This is a genomic window from Castellaniella sp. (assembly GCF_047971665.1).
Taxonomy (GTDB): Bacteria; Pseudomonadota; Gammaproteobacteria; order Burkholderiales; family Burkholderiaceae_B; genus Castellaniella.
The window spans coordinates 1-20838 of the sequence record NZ_JBKEAA010000030.1; the positions used below are offsets into that span (position 1 = coordinate 1).

Here is a 20838-nt window from a genome sequence, read left to right on the forward strand (position 1 = left end):
GATCGGCCCGATCCTGAACTACGACTTGCGTTCGGGGTCCGTCAGAACCCAGAAAAAGGTGGCTGTCGTCTACCACGAGGCCCTGATCAATGCCCTCGAATCAAAAGACATCGCAGCCGCGCGCCAAGCGTTGCAAGAGGATATCAAGACCTCATACAACTACATCGTGAGCCAGCGCTACGCCCCCCGGGCGGCATCCGGCCACTGAGCCCCAAGAACAAGGGCCCGCAGAGAAAACTCTGCAGGCCCTCGATAATGCTGGTCGGGACGGCGGGATTCGAACTCGCTACCCCTTGCACCCCATGCGCTTAAATACTGGATTCCAACGGACGATAAAAAACCACTGCGGAACAATTAAAACCTAGTATTCATGCGGCTTTACGGCTATCATAGCGTCCATATTCATCCTTTACTGTCCGCCAACAGCCAGCAAATCCGGTGGGGTAAAAGTGGGGTAAAAATGGAAATGAGGGTGCCATGAGCAAGATTACCGTCAAGGAACTGGAAGCCCTGAGCGCCGCTGACGATGGCAAAATTCTGCGTGAAGAAGGCGGTATCGTGGGCCGCGTGCGTGCGGGAGCCAGGGGCATAACGGTATGGTTCCGCTATGACGCCAAGCTGAACGGGATAAAGCGGGATTATTCTTTAGGCACTTGGCCCAAAAAGTCCCTTGCTGACATCCGTGCCGAGCGCGACCGCATACGCGTGTTGGTGGCCGATGGGATTGACCCGAACGCCGCCAAAAAGGCCGAACGCATCCAGAAGCAGCAAGCCATCGAGGAAACCATCCGGCAGGCCGAGCAGGAACGCATCGAGAACCAGACTGTCAAAGACCTGTTTGATACCTGGATCGCGGATGGCGTGGCACGGCAGGATGGAAACGCCGAACTCAAGCGCCTGTTCAGCAAGGACGTGCTGCCCGTCATCGGCAAAAAACCGCTGCGCGAACTGAGTGATAAAGACATCCTGACCATGCTGCGCCGGATGCTCAAGCGTGGCGTCACACGTCAGGCCGTCATTGCCTACAACGATGTCAATCAGATGCTGGCCTGGGGCGAAAAGCGCCAGCCGTGGCGTGGCCTGCTGATCGACGGCAACCCCTGCGATCTGGTGGACGTGGGCAAGCTCCTGCCCGCCGACTACGAGGAAGAACGCGACCGCATCCTGTCACCTGCCGAGATCCGCGAACTGAGAGACATTTACGAGCGCATGGATACTGACTACGCGGCTGCGACCAACAAGCGCAGTGCAACCCGGCCTGTGGATCCGCGAACCCGCATAGCCCTGTGGCTGTGCCTGGGGACAATCTGCCGCATCGGTGAACTGCTGATGGCCCGCTGGGAGCATGTGGACCTGGATGCTGGCGTCTGGTTTATCCCGCGTGAGAACGTGAAAGGCCATCGAGGGAAAAAGCAGGAACACTTCGTTTTCCTGAACGATTTCAGCAAGCGCCAGTTTCAGGCATTGAAAGAACTTACAGGCGAATCAGCGTGGTGCTTTCCGGCGAAAAACCGCAAGAGTGAAGAAACCCATGTGTGCCTGAAATCCGTCTCGAAACAGTGCGGTGATCGACAGGTGCGATTCAAAAACCGCAGCAAGCCATTGAAGGGCCGCGCCTTCGATAATTCCCTGGTGCTGGCCGGTGGTGCCAATGACGAATGGACACCCCACGATCTGAGGCGCACGGGGGCCAGCATGATGCAGGGGCTTGGCGTATCGCTGGATGTGATTGATCGGTGCCAGAATCACCTGCTGGCGGGCAAGGTGCGCCGTGTATACCTACGCCACGACTATGAGGCCGAAAAGACCGAGGCATGGCGCAAGCTGGGCAACAGACTGGAAGCGATCTTGGCCGGGGGCGCTGAGATAATCGAGATTCGAGCGACGGCGCAATAAAAGAAAATGGAAACTAGGTGTAACTTTTTTCTGAATGAGCGACTAAATTATCAAGTCAGTACTATCACCTAAACGATATCAAAATCACCGAAAGCGGTGGTTTCTATTGGACAATATGAGACGCCGATGGACTGTAACGGATTGATATGGAAGGAGATTACGTCCCGAGAGTGACGGACTGAAAATCCGTTGCATGGGCGAAAACCCTAGCGCGATTCGAGATATTGCACTTCTTTGAACTTGTCCGCGATAATTAGACCAGCCGCGACACTGTATGAATCCATAGTTGTTTTGGTGTGGCGGTAGGTGCTGGGAAAAGGGCGGCAACCCTTCCCCCAGCGAGTTTTGTAGCAGAGCAGCTACACCCCGAAGGGTAACGCGCGTTACGCGCGTAACGCTATGGTAGGCGTTATCACGATAACCAGTCAACAAATAGTTTAGCTGATAGCTAGACCTGCCTACCGAAGCGCCACCTCGACGGGTGTTGCATTTTTGTATGGAGCAATCCACATGCAACCCCAGCAACAAAATCAACAAATCACCCTTCTCCGCCTGCCCGCCGTCATGGCTCGCATCGGCTATGGCCGGTCCAAAGTCTACGACATGATCGGCAAGGGCGAATTCCCCCCGCCCATCAAGATGGGAGCGCGTACCGTCGCATGGCCGTCTGACCAAATCGACACTTGGATTGCCGAACGCATCCAGTCCGCCCAAAACGCGTAAGGGGGCGATCATGAACGAGAAAGATTTGATCGAGGCCACGAAAGTGCCCCATTGTCTCGCCGACTTCCCCCTGACCGCTCAAGAGGCGCGGCATTCCATGACCTTGTGGCTGTCCGGCAATACCGGCATGTCGCTGGTGGACTGGCTGGATCATCGGTTCTGGTGCCATCTGGCGGGCCTGGATGTGACCACGGCGGCGGACCGCTGGATCGTGTTCAAGGACGCGTTCGAGCGGTCGCTAGCGGAACATATCGCGGGGGTGAATCATGGCTAAGAACACATTTTCTCCGCGTGACCTCACGCCGTATGAGCTGGACGACGTGGTGACGCATGTTCTGGGTGATGGCCCAGAGGATGTGGCAGGCCACCTGAAGCAGGCCGCCGATATGTTCGAGTGGCTGGACCTTCTCAGCGAACTGGTCGGTAATTTTGCCGGAACCGGGGATACACACAAGGCCAGGAAACTGACGGAAATCATCCGCTATCTGAGCCAGGATCACATCAATTACTTGTCCGCCGTGGCCGAGCAAATGGAGGCGAAGACCAAGGCGGCGATGAAAGGGGGTGAAGATGAATAAGATCGACAACGCTATCACAGCCTTTGTGGCCAATGAAATCGTCCCCACGATGGACGACTTCGCGGAACGATCGGGCTGCAACCCGCTGGAAATCGCGCTGGCTGTGGCGCTGGCCTGCGCGGGGTTCCTCGTCAGCAACGGCATTGATGAGGACATGCTGGCCGCCACCATCAAGGCGACCAAGGGGAGCCTGCAATGACGACCAAGAAGGAAATGATCCTGCAGGAGCTGCGGCTGCGGTCCCTGAATCGCTTCGAGGCATCGAGGCTGGGCGACACCTGCCTGAATACCACTGTCGCGCAACTGCGGGCTGATGGCCACGTCCTGTATGCGGCCTTTGAGGACGTACCTACGCGATTCGGCAAGACGGTTCGCGTCAAGCGATACAGCCTGCTGCGGGAGGCCCGACCGTGAAAGCGGCCAGCATGAACGGCTTGCAGTCGGGATTGCTGGCCTGCCCCCATTGCGGGGGCGCGGCCAAGCTCGCCCCAATGCCCGGCACCAATGGCAACTGGTGGCGTGTTCAGTGCCAGGATTTCCATTGTGGCGGCACCACCTGGGCATTTCCCGATCCCGATCAGGCCGCAACTGCCTGGAATCGGAGGCAGGATGGCGAAACATGATTACCAGAAAGGAGGTATGCCCTACCCGTTCGCGGCGGTTCCCCTGGACATTTTGCGCAGCCCCGAATACATCGGCCTGGGTGACGCTGCAAAGGCGCTGATGCTGGATCTGTGCGAACAGTACACGGGTGGCAACAACGGTCGCCTGACGCCATCCTGGACCGCCATGCAGCGCCGAGGATGGAAGTCCAAGGAAACGCTGTCAAAAGCCAAAAACGCGCTGCTGGAAACGTCCTTCTGTATCCAGACTCGAAAAGGTAAGCCCCCGCAGACCGCCGGATGGGTGGGGTTCACCTGGTGGAAGATCAACTACGACCGCACGATGGACATAGACCCGAAGGCGTGGCCGTACCTGAACTTCATGACGGTGGACAAGGCACGAATTGATCCCAATGTCGGACGGGAGAAATTAAATCCTGTGGTACGAAAACCGTACCGATTGGATTTCTCTGGTGGTACGAAAACCGTACCGATGGAGCGTGAGGAAATCGCCCTATGAGTACGAAAACCGTACCGATGCCCATAGGTAATCGCAGTTTTTCCTATCGGTACGGAAATCGTACATGGTTTAGATCTATGCCATCTATGGGGCCTCAACCTGGGGCCTCATTTCTGTCTGAGAACTGTGGGCGGCCCCTTTGAGTGGCTGGAAAACCACGGCGGCAAAAATATTTCGTGTTCAGTTAGTCCGCTGAAATCCAAGCCTCGAAACGGGGCTTTTTCTTTGCGCATCAACATGTTATTTACTGGTTATCTGTACAGTAATTTCCTATAGGAACCAGACACATGAAACTCCACGAAATCCGCGAATCCCGCGCCGCCAAAGTCCAAGAGGCCCGCGCCCTGCTGGACGGCAACAAGATCCTCTCTACTGAACAGCAAGCCCGGTTCGACGCCTTGAAGGGCGAGATCCAAAGCCTGGAGCAGCAAGAGGCCCGCCAACAGTTTGTTGACGACATGGAGCGCCGCGCCGCGGGTGAGCCGGTGGATCGCGGCATGGCGGATCTGGAAAGCCGGGTGACGCTGACCGAGGCCATCATGGCTCAAGTCGAGAACCGAGCGACGACCGGTGCGCTGGCCGAGTTCAATGCCGAACAGGCCCGCCAGGGTGTGATGGCTCGCCGTGGCGGCGTCCTGGTGCCTACCAGCGTGTTTGAGCAACGCGCAACGCAAACCACGACCAGCCAGGCCAGCATCGCCTCCGACGATTTCCGGCCCGACCAGTTTGTGGGCCTGTTGCGTAACGCGATGGTGATGCGCAGCCTGGGGGCGCGTGTCCTGACCGGCCTGCGTGGCGATACCGTGATCCCGAAGCAAACGGGTTCCACGACCGCCTACTGGGTCTCCGAGGGCGAGTCCCTGACCGAATCCGCGCCGACCTTCTCCACGATCAAGCTGCAACCGCGCCACGTCGGGGCGCTGTCGAGCATTTCGCGGCAACTGCTGCAACAGGCCAACCCCAGCATCGAGCAACTGATCCGCGACGACTTCGTACAAGTCGTGGGGCTGGCCATTGACAAGGCGATGATCCACGGCGACGCGCTCAACGACGAGCCGGTGGGCATCCTGAATGTGTCGGGCATCCAGACGGGCAGCCTTGCAACCCTGGACTGGGACGCCATCGTGGCGCTGCTGGAAAAGCTGGCCCTCAAGAACGTGACGGCCAACGCGATCCTCACGCATCCGAAGGCCGCCAGCAAGCTGCAAACGACGCTCAAGGAAACCGGCCTGCCCGGATACCTGATGCAGGATGGCAAGGTGGCCGGGATCAGCACTTACGTCACCAACCAACTGGACGCCAAGACCGGCACCCCCGCAACGGGCCGGGTTCTCGCTGGCGACTTCTCTCAACTGATCGTCGGCCAGTGGGGCAGCGCCGAGATCCTCGCCAATCCGTATGCCGCCGGGTACTACGAGAAGGGCGATATTCAACTGCGCATCATGGCCACGATGGACATGGTGTGCCGTGAGCCGAACGCCTTTGTTCTGGCCGATGACGTGGCGCTGTGATGGAAATCCGGTCAAGCGGTGATCTGGCGCTGGCTGGCCCTGGACGTGTCCGGGGCTATGCCGCTGTATTCGGTGCTGCGGCGCACCTGGGCGGTTTCGATGAAATCGTTCTGCCCGGTGCCTTCGCGGATTCTCTGGCGTCTGGCCAGGCGATCCGGGCGCTTTACCACCATCAAGGTGATGCCTTACTGGGGTCCACCAAGTCGGGCACCCTGCAACTGCGTGAGGACGATCATGGCCTTCAATTCGAGCTGGCTTTACCTGATACCACTCATGGCCGCGATCTTGCCGTCCTGATCCAGCGCGGCGACGTGGCCGGATGTTCCTTCGGGTTCACGGTGCCTGACGGTGGCGACCGCTGGGAACAGCGATCTGGCACGTTCCTGCGTGAACTGCTGCGGGTGGATCTGCGCGAAATCACGCTGACCAGCGACCCGGCCTATACCGATACCACGGTGGCGCTGCGCAGCCTGGACGAACAGAACTTCTTTGCCGCCATCCGCGACCCGATCATCATCGGGCGGCGCTGGCTGGAGACCTGCCGATGATCTGGCCCTTCAAACGCTCCGAGACCCGCGCCGCGCCTGATCCGTCCTGGGACAATATGCGGGCGCTGGTCCCCAGCGGCCCGATCAACAGCACGACCGCGCAAGGTGTGGCCGCTGTCTACGCTTGCGTGGCGGCGATCAGCGAGACCGTCAGCACCTTGCCGTTGCACCTGTTCCGCGATACCGACGGCACCCGCGAAAAGGCCCGCGCTCATCCTCTGTACAAGGTGATCCACGACACGCCGAACCCCGAGCAGACCGCGATGGAGTTCAGGGAACTGATGACCGCATCGGTGCTGCTGACCGGCAACGCCTTTGCACGCATCGTGCGGGGCAGTGATGGCCAGGTGCGCGAACTTTGGCCGATCAACGATGTTTCGGTGCTGCGCTTGAGCAATGACCGACTCGCCTACGAGTACACCGACCGGGGCGTGGTGCGCCGCCTGCTGGATCATGAGGTCTTGCACCTGCGTCATCGGATCGGCCCTGATGGTGTGCTGGGGATTTCTCCGATCAGCGTGGCGCGTGGCGTCGTCGAATTGGCTCAAAGCGAACAGGACCATGGTGTATCGACGTTCAGGAACGGTGCCCGCCTGTCGGGCGTGCTGGAGACTGCGCAAGTCCTGAAACCCGAGCAGAAGACGGCGCTCAAGGATTCCTGGTCGGCACAGTATGGAGGTGCGTCCAATTCTGGACGGACCGCCGTGCTGGAAGCTGGCCTGACCTACAAGCCCATGGCCATGAGCCTGGAAGATGCCGAATGGATCGAGGCCCGCAAGTTCAACGTGTACGAGGTCTGCCGACTGTTTCGCGTGCCGCCCGTCATCGTGGGCGCGATGGAGTCCGCGAACTATTCCAACAGCGTGGAACTGAACCGGCAATTCGTCACCCTGACACTGCGCCGCTGGCTGACCATGTGGGAGCAAGGCATCGAGGCTAAATGCCTGACCGAAGCAGGACGCCGGATCTACTTTGCTGAGCATTCCGTGGAGGGGCTGCTGCGTGGCGACAGTACCGCCCGCGCTTCGTTCTACGCTTCGGGCATTTCCGCTGGGTGGCTCAGGCGCTCTGAAGCCAGGGAGCTGGAGAACCTGCCGCCCGTGGATGGGATCGACGATCAACCCACGGCAGGCACGGCCCCCACGGCCCCGACCAAGCCATACCCGAGCAAGGAGGCTGGACAATGACCAAGGCCAACCAGTCAGGCCGCGATGCTGACCCACGGCGCACGATTCCCCTGAATAGTCAGGCGTGGCGGAAACTCCGGGCCAGTGTGCTGGATCGTGAACCGCTGTGCCGTCACTGTGCGGCCAGGGGCATTACCACGGTGGCAACAGACGTTGACCATATCTCAGGCAATCCGAGCGACAACAGCATGGGCAACCTTCAAAGCCTGTGCCACGAATGCCATTCCCTGAAGACCGCCCGCGACCACGGCAAGAAGGTCTATCTGGGCTGCGATCTGAACGGGATGCCGCTGGACCCTTCGCACCCCTGGTATCGCCCGTCTGACGCCGTTCTGGCAAGCCAGCAAGCCATCGAGCGCCAGAAATCACGAGCAACCGGTGGGACTAGACCGGCCGCTTCCCCTTCTTTTAACGCTGACTGCTGAATCCGACCATGAAAACGACTGAAAAACGTGCTCGAACGGATACCGCCAAAGCCGCTGTACAGGCCGCTCAGAACGCCGCACTGCCGCCCATTGACCCGCCCGCGTGCGTTTCCTTGCGCCCCGGTGATCGGCCCTTCTGGGAGCGCATCATCACGAGTAAGGCCCGCGACAACTGGACTGATGTGGATCTGGTGACGGCGGCGCAACTGGCGCGTGCTCAGGCTGACATCGAGGCACTGCAAGGCCAGGTGGACGCTGAAGGCTATGTGATCGACGGCAAGATCAATCCGGCAGCGCAAATGCAAGAAACCCTGATCAAGCGGTCGGCGGCGCTCACCCGCCTGCTGCAAGTTCACGCCATTGCCACGGTGGGCCGGTCTACCGATACCCGCGATGCTGCAACCCTGGAGCGCCAGGCACGGCAACAAGCCGATGATGAGCTGATCCCGCGTCTACGGATTGCAAAATGACCCGAGCCGAAGCCGTCATTGCCTTCATCGAGCGGTACTGCCGGGTGCCGGAAGGTGCGCTGGTGGGCCAGCCGATGGTGCTTGCCGACTTCCAGAAAGAGTTCATCCGCGCCGTGTATGACAACGAGCACGGCACCCGACGCGGGTACCTGAGCATTGCCCGAAAGAACGGCAAGTCCGGCCTGGTGGCTGGCCTACTGCTGGCGCACCTGGTCGGCCCCGAGGCCAAGCAGAACAGTCAGATCGTCTCCGGTGCCACGTCGCGGGATCAGGCAAGTTTAGTGTTCGCGCTGGCCAGCAAGATGGTGCAACAGTCCCCGACGCTCTCCGAACTGGTGAAGATCATCCCCAGCGGCAAACGCCTGATCGGCCTGCCCCTGAACGTCGAGTACCGGGCGCTCGCCGCCGATGGCAAGACGGCCCACGGTCTTTCGCCTGTGCTGGCGATCCTGGATGAAATCGGCCAGGTGCGCGGGCCGCAGTCTGACTTCATCGACGCCATCGTGACCAGCCAGGGAGCGCATGAAGCCCCGCTCTTGCTGGCCATATCGACGCAAGCCGCCAGTGATGCCGACCTGTTTTCCCTGTGGCTGGATGATGCCGAACGATCCGATGATCCGCGCATCGTCTCGCGCCTGTATGCAGCCCCTGATGATTGCGCCCTGATGGATGAAGACGCCTGGAAGGCCGCGAACCCGGCCCTGGGCCTGTTCCGGTCGCTGGACGATCTGCGCGAACAGGCCAAGCAAGCCGAGCGGATGCCATCGGTGGCAAACACGTTCAGAAACCTGATCCTCAATCAGCGCGTGAGCCTGGATAGTCCCTTCGTTTCGCCGGATGTATGGAAGTCGTGCGGTGGGGGTGTCCTGAGTTTTGCGGATACCGTCGTCTACGCCGGCTTGGACCTGTCGGCCCGCACCGACCTGACGGCCCTGGTTCTGGTCGGCCAAGTGGACGGCGTCTGGCAGGTGCAGCCCTACTTCTGGACACCACAAGCGGGCCTACAGGATCGAGAACGCCGCGACCGGGCACCTTATACCGCCTGGGCACAGCAAGGGCTGCTGCGCGTCTGTGAGGGTTCCGCGATCAATTACGAGCAGGTGGCCAATGAGATGGCCGAGATCCTGGGCGATGTGGACATTGCGGCCGTGGCCTTTGACCGCTGGCGTATCGACGTGCTCAAGCGGGAGCTGGAACGCCTGGGGCTGGATCTGCCGCTGGTGGAGTGGGGCCAAGGCTTCCGCGACATGTCCCCGGCCCTGGACGCGCTGGAGGCGGCGCTGCTGAACGGTGAGCTGGCCCACGGCAATCACCCGGTGCTGACCATGTGCGCGGCGAACGCCACGGTGACGCGCGACCCGTCGAACAACCGCAAGCTGGACAAATCGCGGCCCACGGGACGCATTGACGGCATTCAGGCGCTGGCCATGGCGATGGGCGCAGCGGCCCGCGCCGAACAGGTAGCGGTGGTGCCCGATGAGATTTTCTTTGTTTGAGTGGGTGGGCTTCGGCCCGCTTGTTCAGGTACCCCTGCCACCGGGGCCGGTTCGCCGGATGTGGTGGACGTGGATTGGACGGCGAGTGCCACGTTTCAGCAAAACCCCGTCAGGCGGCGCGGTATCCGTTCAGGGGCCGGTGGCCGCCACCTACAGCAAAGTGAGGTGGGGTCACTTTGACCACCCCCTTTTGAAACGCGGATGGACACGACATGCAAGCAGGACAGCTAGATCAACGCATCGGCATCTGGAAGCGGGTGCAAGGCCAGGATGAGGTGGGCCAGCCTATCGACACCTGGGAGCTGGTGCGAATGGTGTGGGGCAACGTCAAGTTCCTGTCGGGCATCGAGACTGTGAAATCCAGCGTCGTGGCGTCCGAGGTCAAGGCATCGGTGCGCATCCGGCGAACGCCTGGAATCGACGCGGCAATGATTGCCCGCATCGGAGGCGAAGGCTACGACATCGAGGCCGTGTTACCCGCCAGCCGCGTTTACATTGACCTGATCGTTACGAGGACGACATGACGACACTGCAACAAGCCAAAGACCATCTGCGCGTGGATGGCGACGACGAAGACGAATTGATCCAGCGCATGATTGATGCGGCCACGACAGCCGCCCTGGACTATCTGAACCTGGAGGCCATGCCTGACCCGGTACCGGCTCCGATTGACGCGGCCATCCTGTTGCAGGTGGGCGACTTGTACGCCAACCGGGAGCGCCAGGCCGATAGCCAGTACTTCGCCAATGAGACCTATGAGCGCCTGCTGGCACCGTACCGGGTGATGGGGGTTTGATCCGTCCGTGCTATGCTGGACACAAATCTACCCAACACTGAGCAGCTCGCCAGCCTGCGTAAGTGAGTCGAGGTAGTCAGAACACTATTCTGGTCGAGGCAAGGCGTGGCACACAAGCCTAGCGCCAATGGCAAGGCGCCCCAATCCCTAGTTTTGGAGCACCATCATGAGCATTACCGAAAACGCGCTACTCAAGCGCATCAATCGCAAGCTGTCGCACGACTTGCAACAACTTCATCGTTCCCGAATCCTAGCCAGCGGCTGGCCAAGCCACGAACTTGGCGGGTTCTATCTGCGAGACGCAAACCTGAACACCATCATTGCAACCCATGTCGATATTGAGGACTTGGCAAACGAGCTTGGTGTATTGAGGTCGGGCGAACGGTTGGATGAGAATCCGGTGGGGTAAAAAGTGGGGTAAAAATCGGCCCCCCCGACAAGAAAGCACAAGGGCTTACAACGATTATGCTGTAAGCCCTTGTTTTTACTGCTAAATAAATGGTCGGGACGGCGGGATTCGAACTCGCGACCCCTTGCACCCCATGCAAGTGCGCTACCAGGCTGCGCTACGCCCCGAAAGACCGAAATTCTAGCATAGAAAATTTTACGTCGCTTGCCCCGCCCTGCTCAGGACACAGGACCCACGCCGAAAAAATTCCCGAGCCCGAACTTACAGCAACCCGAGCTGCAACCGCGCGGGTTCACTGATCATTTCGCGGCTCCAGGGAGGATCCCACACCAGATCGACCGTGGCCTCGTCCACGCCCTCGATGTTGAGCAGCTTGTTGCGCGCCTCGTCGGCGATCATGGTGCCCATGCCGCAACCCGCCGCCGTCAAGGTCATCTTGATCTCGATGCGGAAACGATCCGCCGTGCTGGCCGGCAGGACATTGCATTCGTACACCAGTCCCAGATTGACGATATCGACGGGGATTTCCGGGTCATAGCAGGTCGACAGCATGGCCCAGGCGGCCTCCTCGACGGACTCCGCCGTGGCGGGGCCCTGGTGGACGTGCCGGACCTCCTCGATCGGCTCGAAACCCAGCGCGTCGCCGTCCTTGCCTTCGATGCGATAGAGATTGCCCTCGACCATGACGGTGTAGGTGCCGCCCAGCTGCTGGGTGATGACAGCCTCGCAGCCGGCCTCGATGGTGACGGGCGAGCCATAGGGGACGGTGACCGCCGGGCAATCTCGGTTGACGATCACTTCCTGACGATTGAAGCTCATGATGTTACCTTTGATTTCTCACGTTATTCGGTCACGGCCGTATCGCTCGCCCGGGTGATGGCGTTATGCAGGGTATGCCACGCCAGCGTGGCGCATTTCACCCGGGACGGGAACTCGCGCACCCCCGACAGCACCTCGAGCTTGCCCAGATCGCAATCCGGATGCGCCTCGGTCAGCATGGCGTGGATGTGGCGAAACAGCGTCTCGACCTGCTCGACCGGCTGGCCACGCACCGCCTCGGTCATCAGCGATGCGGACGCCGTGGAAATGGCGCAGCCGTGGCCGATGAAACTGACCTCCTGGACAATGCCGTCGCTGACGCGGGCGTAGACAGTCAACTGATCGCCACAAAGCGGGTTGTGCCCGTCGGCGCGGTGCGACGCATCGTCCATCGCATGAAAATTGCGCGGCTTGCGGTTGTGATCGAAGATCACCTCCTGATAGAGGTCGCGCAGGCCGTCATCGTTATCCCTCATCGGCTATACCCCAAACAGTTTCTGCGCCTTTCGCACACCCGCGACCAGCGCATCGATGTCGCGCCCGTCGTTGTACAGCGCAAACGACGCGCGCGCCGTGCCCGGAATGCCGAAACGGGTCATCAGAGGCATGGCGCAGTGGTGACCGGCGCGGATGGCCACGCCTTCGGTATCCAGGATCGTGCCCAGATCGTGGGGATGGATGCCGTCCACCAGGAACGACAGGATGCCCGCCTTGTGAGCCGCCGTGCCGATCAGGCGCACGCCGGGCAGTTCCCGCATGCGCTCAGTGGCCTCGGCCAGCAGCGCGGCCTCGTGCGCGGCGATGCGATCCAATCCGATGGCCAGGACATAGTCGATGGCGGCGCCCATGGCGATCGATCCGGCGATGTTCGGCGTTCCCGCCTCGAGCCGCTGCGGACCCGATGCCCAGGTGCTGCCCTCGAAACTGACGGTGCGGATCATATCGCCGCCGCCCTGCCAGGGCGGCAGATCAGCCAGGATCGATCCCCGCACGTAGAGCGCGCCGATCCCGGTCGGCCCATAGAGCTTGTGGCCGGAAAAAGCATAAAAATCGCAATCCAGGGCCTGCATGTCCACAGCTGCATGGGCCACGGCCTGCGCTCCGTCGATCAGCACCTGGGCGCCGGCCTCGTGCGCCAGACGCGTCAGGTCGGCGACGGGATTGACCGTGCCCAGCGCATTCGAGACATGGGCCAGGCCCACCAGGCGCGTGCGCGGATTCAATTGAGCGCGGAAATCGTCCAGATCCAGTTCGCCGGTGTCGGTGATGCGCGCGTGGCGCAGCACGGCGCCGGTGCGCGCGCACAGCAACTGCCAGGGCACGATATTGGAATGGTGCTCCATTCCCGTCACCAGAATCTCGTCGCCAGCGCGCAGCGACTGGCCCCAGGTCTGGGCGACAAGATTGATCGATGCAGTGGTGCCGCCCGTAAAGACGACATGCTGACTATCCGGCGCATTCAGCAACAGGCGCACCCGCTCGCGGGCCTGCTCGTACAGGTCGGTGGCATGCTGGGACAGCCAGTGCACGCCGCGATGAATATTGGCATTGGACTGTTCGTAGAACGTATCCAGCGCCTGGATCACGGCGCGCGGCTTCTGTGTGGTGGCGCCGTTGTCCAGGTAGGCCAGGCGACGATTGCGCACCGGACGCGCCAGGATCGGAAAATCGGCCGCCCAGGGCGATGCGAGAGGACCAGCCTCGGCGGGGTCGGCAGCCAGCTGGCTGCTCTGGTCCATGGTCAGCGGAGCGTTCATGCGGCTTCCTCCAGGGCGGCGCCGCCCGGCAGCAGCGCGCGCACGGCGCGTTCCACCCGACGCCGCAGCGGATCGGACCCGATGCGAGAGACGCTGGCGGCGGCAAAGGCATAAATCAGGATATCCCGCGCATGGGATTCTTCCAGGCCGCGCGAACGCAGATAGAACAGGCTGTCGGCGTCGATCTGGCCGACCGTGGCGCCATGCGCGCATTTCACATCGTCGGCGTAGATCTCCAATTCGGGACGGGCATCGGACTTGGCCAGACGTGACAGCAGCAGGCTGTCGTTGCGCTGAACCGCATCAGTGCCATCGGCGCCGGGAGCCACCAGGATGCGGCCGCTGAACACGCCGTGCGAGGCATCGGCCATGATGCCGCGATAGGATTCGTGGCTGACGCAGCGCGGCCGGTCATGATCGATCAGAGTGTGGTGATCGACGTGGCGGCGCTGATCGACGTAGTACAGACCATTCAACAGCGTCTCGCAGCGCTCATCGGCAAAATGCGTGGTGATGTCGTGGCGCGCGAGTCTGGCACCCAGAGAGACCGAATGCGACACGAAGGTCGAGCCCCGCCCCTGGGTGGCATCGATCTCGCCCAGGTGCCAGGCCTGTTCGGACTCCTGTTGCAGCTTGAGGTGCGTGATGCGCGCGTCCTGGTCCAGCCGCAGACGGGTCGCGGCATGGCGGAAATTGGCCGCGCCTGGAACGCCGACATAGTGTTCGACCACTGTCGCCTGGGAGCCGGCCTCGGCCTGGACCAGGTGACGCAGAAAATGCGCCGCGCGCGGCGAAGCGGCCGCACAGACCAGGTGAATGGGCTGTTCGACGGCCACGCCGCGGCCCAGCCGGACCCAGGCGCCATCGCCGGCCAGCGCCAGATTCAAGGCGCTGGTGCTGTGGCCGTCGGCGGCCTCGCCATAGGCGGCGCGGAGGGCCTCGGCGTGGCCGGACCAGGCCTGCGACAAAGGCAGGACCGTGGCGCCGTCCGGCAACGCGCCGACCTCGGACAAGGCGGGCTCGAAAGCGCCATCGACGAAAACCAGCCAATGGCCCGGTTCGGCGGCCTTGAGCGCGGCCACTTGTTCGGCCACGGACTGCACCCCGTCATCGTCAAATGTGGCCGCAGCCAATGGCGCCAGAGACGTGTGGCGCCAAGCCTCGATCCGAGGGGTGGGCCAGCCTTCGCTCATGAACCGGTCCAGGGCCTGGCGGCGGACATCGGCCAGCCAGGGCACGCCGGCGCCAGGCAGGTTGCCGGCGCGCCGGCTGAACACCTCGGCCCAGGCTTGCAGCCCTGGATTCACGGGACGGTTTCCGTGAGCGGACAATTCCGGCGCATTCATGCCGTGGCTCCCGGGGCGGTGGGTTTGACACGGGCGGCGGGCGCGGCCTCAATCCAGCCATAGCCTTTTTCTTCGAGCTCGAGCGCCAGCTCGCGGCCGCCCGAGCGCACGATCCGGCCCTGGGCCAGCACGTGCACATAATCGGGCACGATGTAATCCAGCAGGCGCTGATAGTGCGTGATGACGATCATGGAGCGCTCGGGCGAGCGCAGCCGGTTGACACCATCGGCGACCGTTTTCAGCGCATCGATGTCAAGCCCCGAATCGGTTTCGTCCAGGATCGCCAGCTTGGGTTCCAGCAGCGCCATCTGCAGGACTTCGTTGCGTTTTTTCTCGCCGCCGGAAAAGCCCTCGTTGACCGAGCGGTACAGGAATTCATCGCGCATGCCCACGAGTTTCATCTCGGCCTTGGCCTTCTTGACGAAGTCCATGGCATCCAGTTCGGGCAGCCCGCGCTCGCGCCGCATGGCATTGACCGAGGCGCGCATGAAATAGGCGTTGGACACGCCCGGAATCTCGATCGGATACTGGAAGGCCAGGAAAATCCCGGCGCGGGCGCGCTCTTCGACGCTCAGTTCCAGCAGGTCGCGGCCCTCGAATTCGATGGTGCCGGCGGTGACGTTGTAGGCCTCGCGGCCGGTCAGCACCTGGGAAAGTGTGCTCTTGCCGGCCCCGTTGGGCCCCATGATGGCGTGAACCTCGCCCGGCTTGATATCCAGGCTCAGGCCCTTGAGGATTTCCTTGTCCTCGATCGAGGCGTGCAGATTGTCGATTTTCAGCATGAGAGGGCTCCTTAACCTACGCTGCCTTCCAGGCTCACGCCGAGCAGATTCTGTGCTTCGACGGCGAACTCCATGGGCAATTCCTTGAAGACTTCCTTGCAGAAGCCATTGACGATCATCGATACCGCATCCTCGGCCGACAGGCCGCGCTGCATGGCGTAGAACAGCTGGTCCTCGGCGATGCGCGAGGCGGTGGCTTCGTGCTCGACATTGGCGCTGGGATGCTGGACTTCCATGGTGGGGAACGTGTGCGCGGCGCACTTGCTGCCGATCAGCAACGAATCGCACTGCGTGTAGTTGCGCGCGTTCTCGGCCTTGGGCGTCATGCGCACCAGGCTGCGGAAAGTATTGCTGCCGTGGCCGGCGGAGATACCCTTGGAGATGATGGTGCTGCGCGTATTGCGCCCCATGTGGATCATCTTGGTGCCGGTATCGGCCTGCTGACGATGGTTCGACAGCGCCACGGAATAGAATTCACCGGTGGACTCGTCGCCGCGCAGAATGACGCTGGGGTACTTCCAGGTGATGGCCGAGCCGGTCTCCACCTGCGTCCAGGAGATCCGCGAGCGTGGCCCGCGACAGTCCCCGCGCTTGGTGACAAAGTTGTAGATGCCGCCGACTCCGTTCTCGTCGCCGGGATACCAGTTCTGCACCGTGGAGTATTTGATCTTGGCATCATCCAGGGCGACGAGCTCCACCACGGCGGCGTGCAGCTGGTTCTCGTCGCGCATGGGTGCCGTACAGCCTTCGAGGTAGCTGACACTGGCCCCCTCGTCGGCGATGATCAACGTGCGCTCGAACTGGCCGGTGTCGGCGCTGTTGATGCGGAAATAGGTCGACAGCTCCATCGGGCATTTCACGCCCTTGGGGATATAGACGAACGAACCATCGGAAAACACGGCGGAATTCAGCGCCGCGTAGAAATTGTCGCTGGGCGGCACGACCGTGCCCATGTATTTCTGCACCAGATCCGGGTGCGAGCGCACAGCCTCGGAGAACGAACAGAAGATGATGCCGACGTCAGCCAGCTGCTTGCGAAAGGTCGTGGCCACGGAAACCGAGTCGAACACGGCATCCACCGCCACGCCGGCCAGTCTGGCGCGCTCGTGCAGCGGCACGCCGAGTTTTTCGTAGGTGCGCAGCAACTCGGGATCGACCTCGTCGAGACTCTTGGGGCCGTCCTTTTTGGACTTGGGCGCCGAGTAATAGCTGATATCCTGGAAATCGGGATCCGGATAATGCACCTTGGCCCATTTGGGCAGGCGCATCTCGAGCCAGGCGCGATAGGCCTTCAGGCGCCATTCAAGCATGAACTCGGGCTCGCCCTTGATGGCCGAGAGGCGACGGATCACATTTTCATCGAGCCCCTTGGGGAAGGTCTCGGACTCGATCTGCGTAACGAAGCCGGCCTCGTAGTCGCGATCGAGAAAAGTATCGAGCTTGTCGTTGACAGTGCTCATTTGGACAGACTCCAGTTCGTGATATTCGGGACCGCCCGGTGCGCGCCGGCCGAGGGGGCGGGCACCCGCGCGGAAGAAACAGGCGCGGCGGACACGCGGGTATCCTCCCCGTCAAGCATGTCGGCCACGGTGACGGATTCGAGCGTGCGGCGCACGATGCGGTTGATGCGCTGCCAGTGGGAACGGATGTGACAGGCGCCTTCGACGTTACAGGCGCCCGGCAGCGCCGTGCACTCCGTCAGCCCGAAAGGCTGCTCTTCGAGCGCATCGATGATCTCGGCGATGTTGATCTGGTTGGCCTCGCGCTCCAGCCGGTAGCCGCCGTGAGCGCCCCGGGTGCTGGCGACCAAGCCATGCTGGGCGAGCAATTTGAGGACCTTGCTGACGACGGGCTGGCCCAGGCCCAGGTCGCCCGCCAGCTCGGCCGCGCTGCAGACGTGCGTCGGACGGGAGGCCATGTGCGTGAGCACGAGGATTCCGTAATCGACGATCTTGCTGATCCGCAGCATCGGAAGTTCCAGGGTCGGACGTTGAAGATGAAATAGTACCTCTTTGGTACGATATAGGTCAAACCCTAATGCCCGATTCGGGCTCGGATTGCTGCAGATCCCACATGCGGGCATAGCGCCCGTCCAGCGCCAGCAGCGCCGCATGCGTGCCCTGCTCGACCACACGGCCCGACTCCATGACCAGAATGTGATCGGCATGGACGATCGTCGACAGGCGATGCGCGATGATGAGCGTCGTGCGCCCCTGGGCGATCCGCTCCAGTTGCGCCTGGATGGCGCGTTCGGTCCGGGTATCCAGGGCGCTGGTCGCCTCATCGAAGACCAGGATCGGCGGCGATTTGAGCAGCGCGCGGGCAATCGCCACACGCTGTTTCTCGCCACCGGACAATTTTAACCCGCGCTCACCGACCTGGGTATCGTAGCCTTGCGGCAGCGACATGACGAAATCATGGATGTGCGCGGCACGGGCCGCCTGCTGGACATCGTCCGGCGTGGCGTCCGGGCGGCCATAGGCAATGTTGTAGCCATTCGTGTCGTTGAACAGCACCGTGTCCTGGGGCACGATGCCGATATGCGCGCGCAGACTGTCCTGGGTGTAGTCCCGGATATCACGGCCATTGACCCGCACACAGCCTCCGGTGGGATCGTAAAAGCGAAACAGCAGGCGCGACAGCGTCGATTTACCCGCTCCCGAGGCCCCGACAACGGCCAGCGAACCACCGGCCGGGACGTGGAAACCGACTTGATGCAGAATGGGCCGGTCCGGCTGATAGGCAAAATCCACGGCCTCGAAACTCAGACAGGCCCGAGCCGCCTGCAATGCCACGGCGTCCGAGCGGTCGGCCACCTCTTGACGATTGCCCAGCAAGTCGAACATGCGCTCCATGTCGGCCAGCGCGTGCTTGATCTCGCGGTAGACGAAACCGAGAAAATTCAGGGGCGCGTACAACTGGGTCAGATAGGCCGAGACCAGCACCACATCGCCCACGGTCATGCGTCCCTGCACCACGCCGCTGGCCGACTGCCACAGCAACGCCGTCATGCCCAGGGTGATGATGACACCCTGGCCCATGTTCAGCAGATTGAGCGACACCTGATTGCGCACGGCCGAATCGACCCACTGGCTCATGTCGGCATCGTACCGGCGGCTTTCGTACTGCTCATTGCCGAAATATTTGACCGTCTCGTAGTTCAGCAACGCATCGACCGCCCGGCCGTTGGCCTGGCTGTCCAGCGTATTCATTGTGCGGCGATAGACCATGCGGCGTTCCGTGACCTTCAGCGTGAAGAGCACATAGGCCAGGATGGTGCCCAGGGTCAGCGCCGCGAAAATCCAGTCGTAGCGCCACAGCAGCACGCCCGTGACCATGGCGATCTCCAGCAGCGTGGGCGCGATATTGAAGACCATGAAATTGAGCAGGAACCCGATGCCCTTGGTGCCGCGTTCGATATCGCGTGTCAGGCCGCCGGTGCGCCGGCCCATGTGAAAGCGCAGCGACAGCGCCAGCAGATGGCGAAAGACCTGGCTGGCCACCCTCTGAATGGCCCCCTGGGTCACGCGCGCGAACAAGGCATCGCGCAGCTCGCCGAACACCGAGGTCGACAGCCGCGCCAGCCCGTACCCCAGCAGCGCTGCCAGCGGCACGGCCAGCAGCGAGGGCGCCACGCCCAGGGCATCGACGATCTGCTTGAGCCAGACCGGCGTGATGACATTGGCGACCTTGGCCGCCACCAGACAGGCAAAGGCCAGGATCACCCGTCCCCGGAAAACCCAGACGTAGGGCCACAGGGTCTTGAGGGTCAGCCAGTCATCGCGCCGCTCGGAGGCCGGACCGGTATGAGAAGGACGCATGGAAATATCCTGAAATCAGGCGCGCGGGCACGGGCGGAATATGCGCCGACAGGTGCGCATACAATAATGTCATGCCTGAAGGACGCGCCGCTTGAATGACGCGTCCGAGACCCGGCGAACGGGAAAGATTGTATGACTGTTTCAGTTTTCGATTTCGAGACCGAGCTGAGCGCCTGCGCAGCAGGCGACCGCACAGCCTTTCTGGCGCTGTACCGCCATGAGTCTCCGGCCATGCGCGCCCTGGCCCTGGCCATGCTGGACGATCCGGACGCGGCCGATGCCGCACTGCACGAGACTTTCGTCCTGATCTGGCGCAACGCGGCTGGCTACAGCCCCGCCATCGGCACGGCACGCGCCTGGATCTACAGCATCCTGCGCTATCGCGTCTCGGCCCACGCGCGGCAGATGGGCGCCGAGGGCCGTCACCCCGCCGAACACACACCCCTGCCCCGACTCGATCTGCCGGCCGATGCGCACGCCGGGACAGTGGCGGGCGCGCTGGCCGCCCTGCCCGGCCCACAGCTCGACGCCTTGCTTCAGGCCTATCTGCGCGGCGGAGATCCGGCCCGCATTGCCTCACGGCTGGATCGCACCGAGCCCGACATCGAGGCTTCTCTGGACGCCGCGCTGGCCCACATCGGAGAGGCGGTCCGCGCATGAGCACCAGACCCGCCGCCTACTCCGACGCCGAGATCGCCCGCTACGTGCTGGGCCTGCACACGCCCGAGCGCGTGGCGGACATCCAGTCGCGGCTGGCCTGCGACAACGCGGCGGCCGCCCGGGCCCTCAAATGGGAAGCCTACTTTCTGGGAATCGTCGATGCCCTGCCCCCCGAACCGGTGCCCGATGCCGTGCTGAGCCGCATCTGCCAGAGCCTGGGCATGGACATGGAGGCCGCCTCCGTCATGGGCGAAACCCGGCCGGGCGCCGTTGCGCAGCGCTCCGTCCTGAGAGACAGCCCCCCACGCCGCCCGCGGCGCGGCCCCCGGCTGCGGCGCGGCCGTGTCGCGCTGGCGCTGGGTCTCGCCATCGCGCTGGGTCTGGCGGCGCTGGTGCTGTGGGCCAGCCTGCAACCCGCGCCCGTCGGCACTGTCGTGCAGCATCCGGTCGAACTGGAAAACCGTTGAGAGATGACTGCGGCCTCATGCAAAA

At 62.3% G+C, this 20838-nt stretch carries 27 protein-coding genes, 1 tRNA gene and 1 pseudogene; 20 read left to right on the forward strand and 9 right to left on the reverse strand.

The features are described 5' to 3' along the window. From ACK5JE_RS11705 to ACK5JE_RS11790, 18 genes and pseudogenes are all read left to right on the forward strand, one after another. Nucleotides 1-208 (forward strand): annotated as a pseudogene (locus ACK5JE_RS11705) (GntR family transcriptional regulator); the annotation flags it as partial. Nucleotides 209-477: 269 nt separating this feature from the next. After that, nucleotides 478-1896: a tyrosine-type recombinase/integrase gene (locus ACK5JE_RS11710; RefSeq protein ID WP_416801888.1), complete on the forward strand. Its 1419-nt coding sequence runs from the start codon at nucleotides 478-480 to the stop codon at nucleotides 1894-1896. Nucleotides 1897-2406: 510 nt separating this feature from the next. Next, nucleotides 2407-2619, forward strand: coding sequence for a helix-turn-helix transcriptional regulator (locus ACK5JE_RS11715; RefSeq protein WP_416801889.1), 213 nt, complete (start codon nucleotides 2407-2409; stop codon nucleotides 2617-2619). A gap of 10 nt (nucleotides 2620-2629) precedes the next feature. Beyond that, the gene (locus ACK5JE_RS11720; RefSeq protein ID WP_416801890.1) at nucleotides 2630-2893 is read left to right on the forward strand and encodes a hypothetical protein; all 264 of its coding nucleotides are present in this window, start codon (nucleotides 2630-2632) and stop codon (nucleotides 2891-2893) included. Beyond that, a complete protein-coding gene (locus ACK5JE_RS11725) occupies nucleotides 2886-3197 on the forward strand; it encodes a hypothetical protein (protein WP_416801891.1) in 312 nt (103 codons plus the stop codon). The genes ACK5JE_RS11720 and ACK5JE_RS11725 overlap by 8 nt, the downstream gene beginning before the upstream one ends. Further along, nucleotides 3190-3396, forward strand: a complete 207-nt coding sequence (locus ACK5JE_RS11730) for a hypothetical protein (RefSeq protein WP_416801892.1) — start codon at nucleotides 3190-3192, stop codon at nucleotides 3394-3396. The genes ACK5JE_RS11725 and ACK5JE_RS11730 overlap by 8 nt, the downstream gene beginning before the upstream one ends. Continuing rightward, on the forward strand, nucleotides 3393-3611 hold the full coding sequence (locus tag ACK5JE_RS11735) for a hypothetical protein (protein WP_416801893.1): 219 nt from the start codon (nucleotides 3393-3395) through the stop codon (nucleotides 3609-3611). The genes ACK5JE_RS11730 and ACK5JE_RS11735 overlap by 4 nt, the downstream gene beginning before the upstream one ends. An 11-nt stretch (nucleotides 3612-3622) precedes the next feature. Further along, nucleotides 3623-3820, forward strand: coding sequence for a Lar family restriction alleviation protein (locus ACK5JE_RS11740; protein ID WP_416801933.1), 198 nt, complete (start codon nucleotides 3623-3625; stop codon nucleotides 3818-3820). Beyond that, complete coding sequence (locus ACK5JE_RS11745; protein ID WP_416801894.1) at nucleotides 3807-4319, forward strand: hypothetical protein; 513 nt, start codon at nucleotides 3807-3809, stop codon at nucleotides 4317-4319. The genes ACK5JE_RS11740 and ACK5JE_RS11745 overlap by 14 nt, the downstream gene beginning before the upstream one ends. A gap of 287 nt (nucleotides 4320-4606) precedes the next feature. After that, a complete protein-coding gene (locus tag ACK5JE_RS11750; RefSeq protein ID WP_416801895.1) occupies nucleotides 4607-5830 on the forward strand; it encodes a phage major capsid protein in 1224 nt (407 codons plus the stop codon). After that, nucleotides 5830-6378, forward strand: a complete 549-nt coding sequence (locus ACK5JE_RS11755; RefSeq protein ID WP_416801896.1) for an HK97 family phage prohead protease — start codon at nucleotides 5830-5832, stop codon at nucleotides 6376-6378. The genes ACK5JE_RS11750 and ACK5JE_RS11755 overlap by 1 nt, the downstream gene beginning before the upstream one ends. Further along, entirely contained in the window at nucleotides 6375-7565 is a 1191-nt protein-coding gene (locus tag ACK5JE_RS11760) for a phage portal protein (protein ID WP_416801897.1), read from the forward strand. The genes ACK5JE_RS11755 and ACK5JE_RS11760 overlap by 4 nt, the downstream gene beginning before the upstream one ends. Then, nucleotides 7562-7990 (forward strand): HNH endonuclease, encoded by a 429-nt coding sequence (locus ACK5JE_RS11765; RefSeq protein ID WP_416801898.1) that lies wholly within the window; start codon nucleotides 7562-7564, stop codon nucleotides 7988-7990. The genes ACK5JE_RS11760 and ACK5JE_RS11765 overlap by 4 nt, the downstream gene beginning before the upstream one ends. Nucleotides 7991-7998: 8 nt before the next feature. Beyond that, nucleotides 7999-8460, forward strand: a complete 462-nt coding sequence (locus ACK5JE_RS11770; RefSeq protein WP_416801899.1) for a TerS protein — start codon at nucleotides 7999-8001, stop codon at nucleotides 8458-8460. After that, nucleotides 8457-9956 carry a terminase large subunit gene (locus tag ACK5JE_RS11775; protein WP_416801900.1) on the forward strand — a complete coding sequence of 500 codons (1500 nt, stop codon included), beginning with the start codon at nucleotides 8457-8459 and terminating at the stop codon, nucleotides 9954-9956. Before ACK5JE_RS11770 ends, ACK5JE_RS11775 begins: the two co-directional genes overlap by 4 nt. Before the next feature lie 212 nt (nucleotides 9957-10168). Beyond that, complete coding sequence (locus ACK5JE_RS11780; protein ID WP_416801901.1) at nucleotides 10169-10480, forward strand: phage head closure protein; 312 nt, start codon at nucleotides 10169-10171, stop codon at nucleotides 10478-10480. Next, entirely contained in the window at nucleotides 10477-10752 is a 276-nt protein-coding gene (locus tag ACK5JE_RS11785; RefSeq protein ID WP_416801902.1) for a head-tail connector protein, read from the forward strand. The genes ACK5JE_RS11780 and ACK5JE_RS11785 overlap by 4 nt, the downstream gene beginning before the upstream one ends. 166 nt (nucleotides 10753-10918) lie before the next feature. Further along, nucleotides 10919-11161 (forward strand): hypothetical protein, encoded by a 243-nt coding sequence (locus tag ACK5JE_RS11790; RefSeq protein ID WP_416801903.1) that lies wholly within the window; start codon nucleotides 10919-10921, stop codon nucleotides 11159-11161. Nucleotides 11162-11251: 90 nt separating this feature from the next. On the opposite strand, the gene ACK5JE_RS11795 is transcribed toward ACK5JE_RS11790, so the two are convergent. The 9 genes from ACK5JE_RS11795 to ACK5JE_RS11835 all read right to left on the reverse strand — a co-directional run bounded on the left by ACK5JE_RS11795 (nucleotide 11252) and on the right by ACK5JE_RS11835 (nucleotide 19686). After that, a tRNA-Pro gene (locus tag ACK5JE_RS11795) sits at nucleotides 11252-11328 on the reverse strand. Between the two features lie 94 nt (nucleotides 11329-11422). Further along, a complete protein-coding gene (gene sufT, locus ACK5JE_RS11800) occupies nucleotides 11423-11983 on the reverse strand; it encodes a putative Fe-S cluster assembly protein SufT (RefSeq protein ID WP_416801934.1) in 561 nt (186 codons plus the stop codon). Nucleotides 11984-12003: 20 nt separating this feature from the next. Next, nucleotides 12004-12456 carry a Fe-S cluster assembly sulfur transfer protein SufU gene (gene sufU / locus ACK5JE_RS11805; RefSeq protein ID WP_416801904.1) on the reverse strand — a complete coding sequence of 151 codons (453 nt, stop codon included), beginning with the start codon at nucleotides 12454-12456 and terminating at the stop codon, nucleotides 12004-12006. A 3-nt stretch (nucleotides 12457-12459) separates the two neighbouring features. After that, entirely contained in the window at nucleotides 12460-13737 is a 1278-nt protein-coding gene (locus ACK5JE_RS11810) for a cysteine desulfurase (RefSeq protein ID WP_416801905.1), read from the reverse strand. Then, entirely contained in the window at nucleotides 13734-15083 is a 1350-nt protein-coding gene (gene sufD / locus ACK5JE_RS11815) for a Fe-S cluster assembly protein SufD (protein ID WP_416801906.1), read from the reverse strand. The genes ACK5JE_RS11810 and sufD overlap by 4 nt, the downstream gene beginning before the upstream one ends. After that, entirely contained in the window at nucleotides 15080-15865 is a 786-nt protein-coding gene (gene sufC, locus ACK5JE_RS11820; RefSeq protein WP_416801907.1) for a Fe-S cluster assembly ATPase SufC, read from the reverse strand. The genes sufD and sufC overlap by 4 nt, the downstream gene beginning before the upstream one ends. Before the next feature lie 11 nt (nucleotides 15866-15876). After that, entirely contained in the window at nucleotides 15877-17325 is a 1449-nt protein-coding gene (gene sufB / locus ACK5JE_RS11825; protein ID WP_416801908.1) for a Fe-S cluster assembly protein SufB, read from the reverse strand. After that, nucleotides 17322-17834 (reverse strand): SUF system Fe-S cluster assembly regulator, encoded by a 513-nt coding sequence (locus ACK5JE_RS11830; protein ID WP_416801909.1) that lies wholly within the window; start codon nucleotides 17832-17834, stop codon nucleotides 17322-17324. The genes sufB and ACK5JE_RS11830 overlap by 4 nt, the downstream gene beginning before the upstream one ends. A gap of 58 nt (nucleotides 17835-17892) precedes the next feature. Then, a complete protein-coding gene (locus ACK5JE_RS11835; protein WP_416801910.1) occupies nucleotides 17893-19686 on the reverse strand; it encodes an ABCB family ABC transporter ATP-binding protein/permease in 1794 nt (597 codons plus the stop codon). A 132-nt stretch (nucleotides 19687-19818) separates the two neighbouring features. Between ACK5JE_RS11835 and ACK5JE_RS11840 the strand changes: the two genes are divergently transcribed. After that, complete coding sequence (locus ACK5JE_RS11840; protein ID WP_416801911.1) at nucleotides 19819-20346, forward strand: sigma factor; 528 nt, start codon at nucleotides 19819-19821, stop codon at nucleotides 20344-20346. After that, nucleotides 20343-20813 carry a hypothetical protein gene (locus ACK5JE_RS11845; protein WP_416801912.1) on the forward strand — a complete coding sequence of 157 codons (471 nt, stop codon included), beginning with the start codon at nucleotides 20343-20345 and terminating at the stop codon, nucleotides 20811-20813. Before ACK5JE_RS11840 ends, ACK5JE_RS11845 begins: the two co-directional genes overlap by 4 nt. Nucleotides 20814-20838 lie beyond the last annotated feature (25 nt).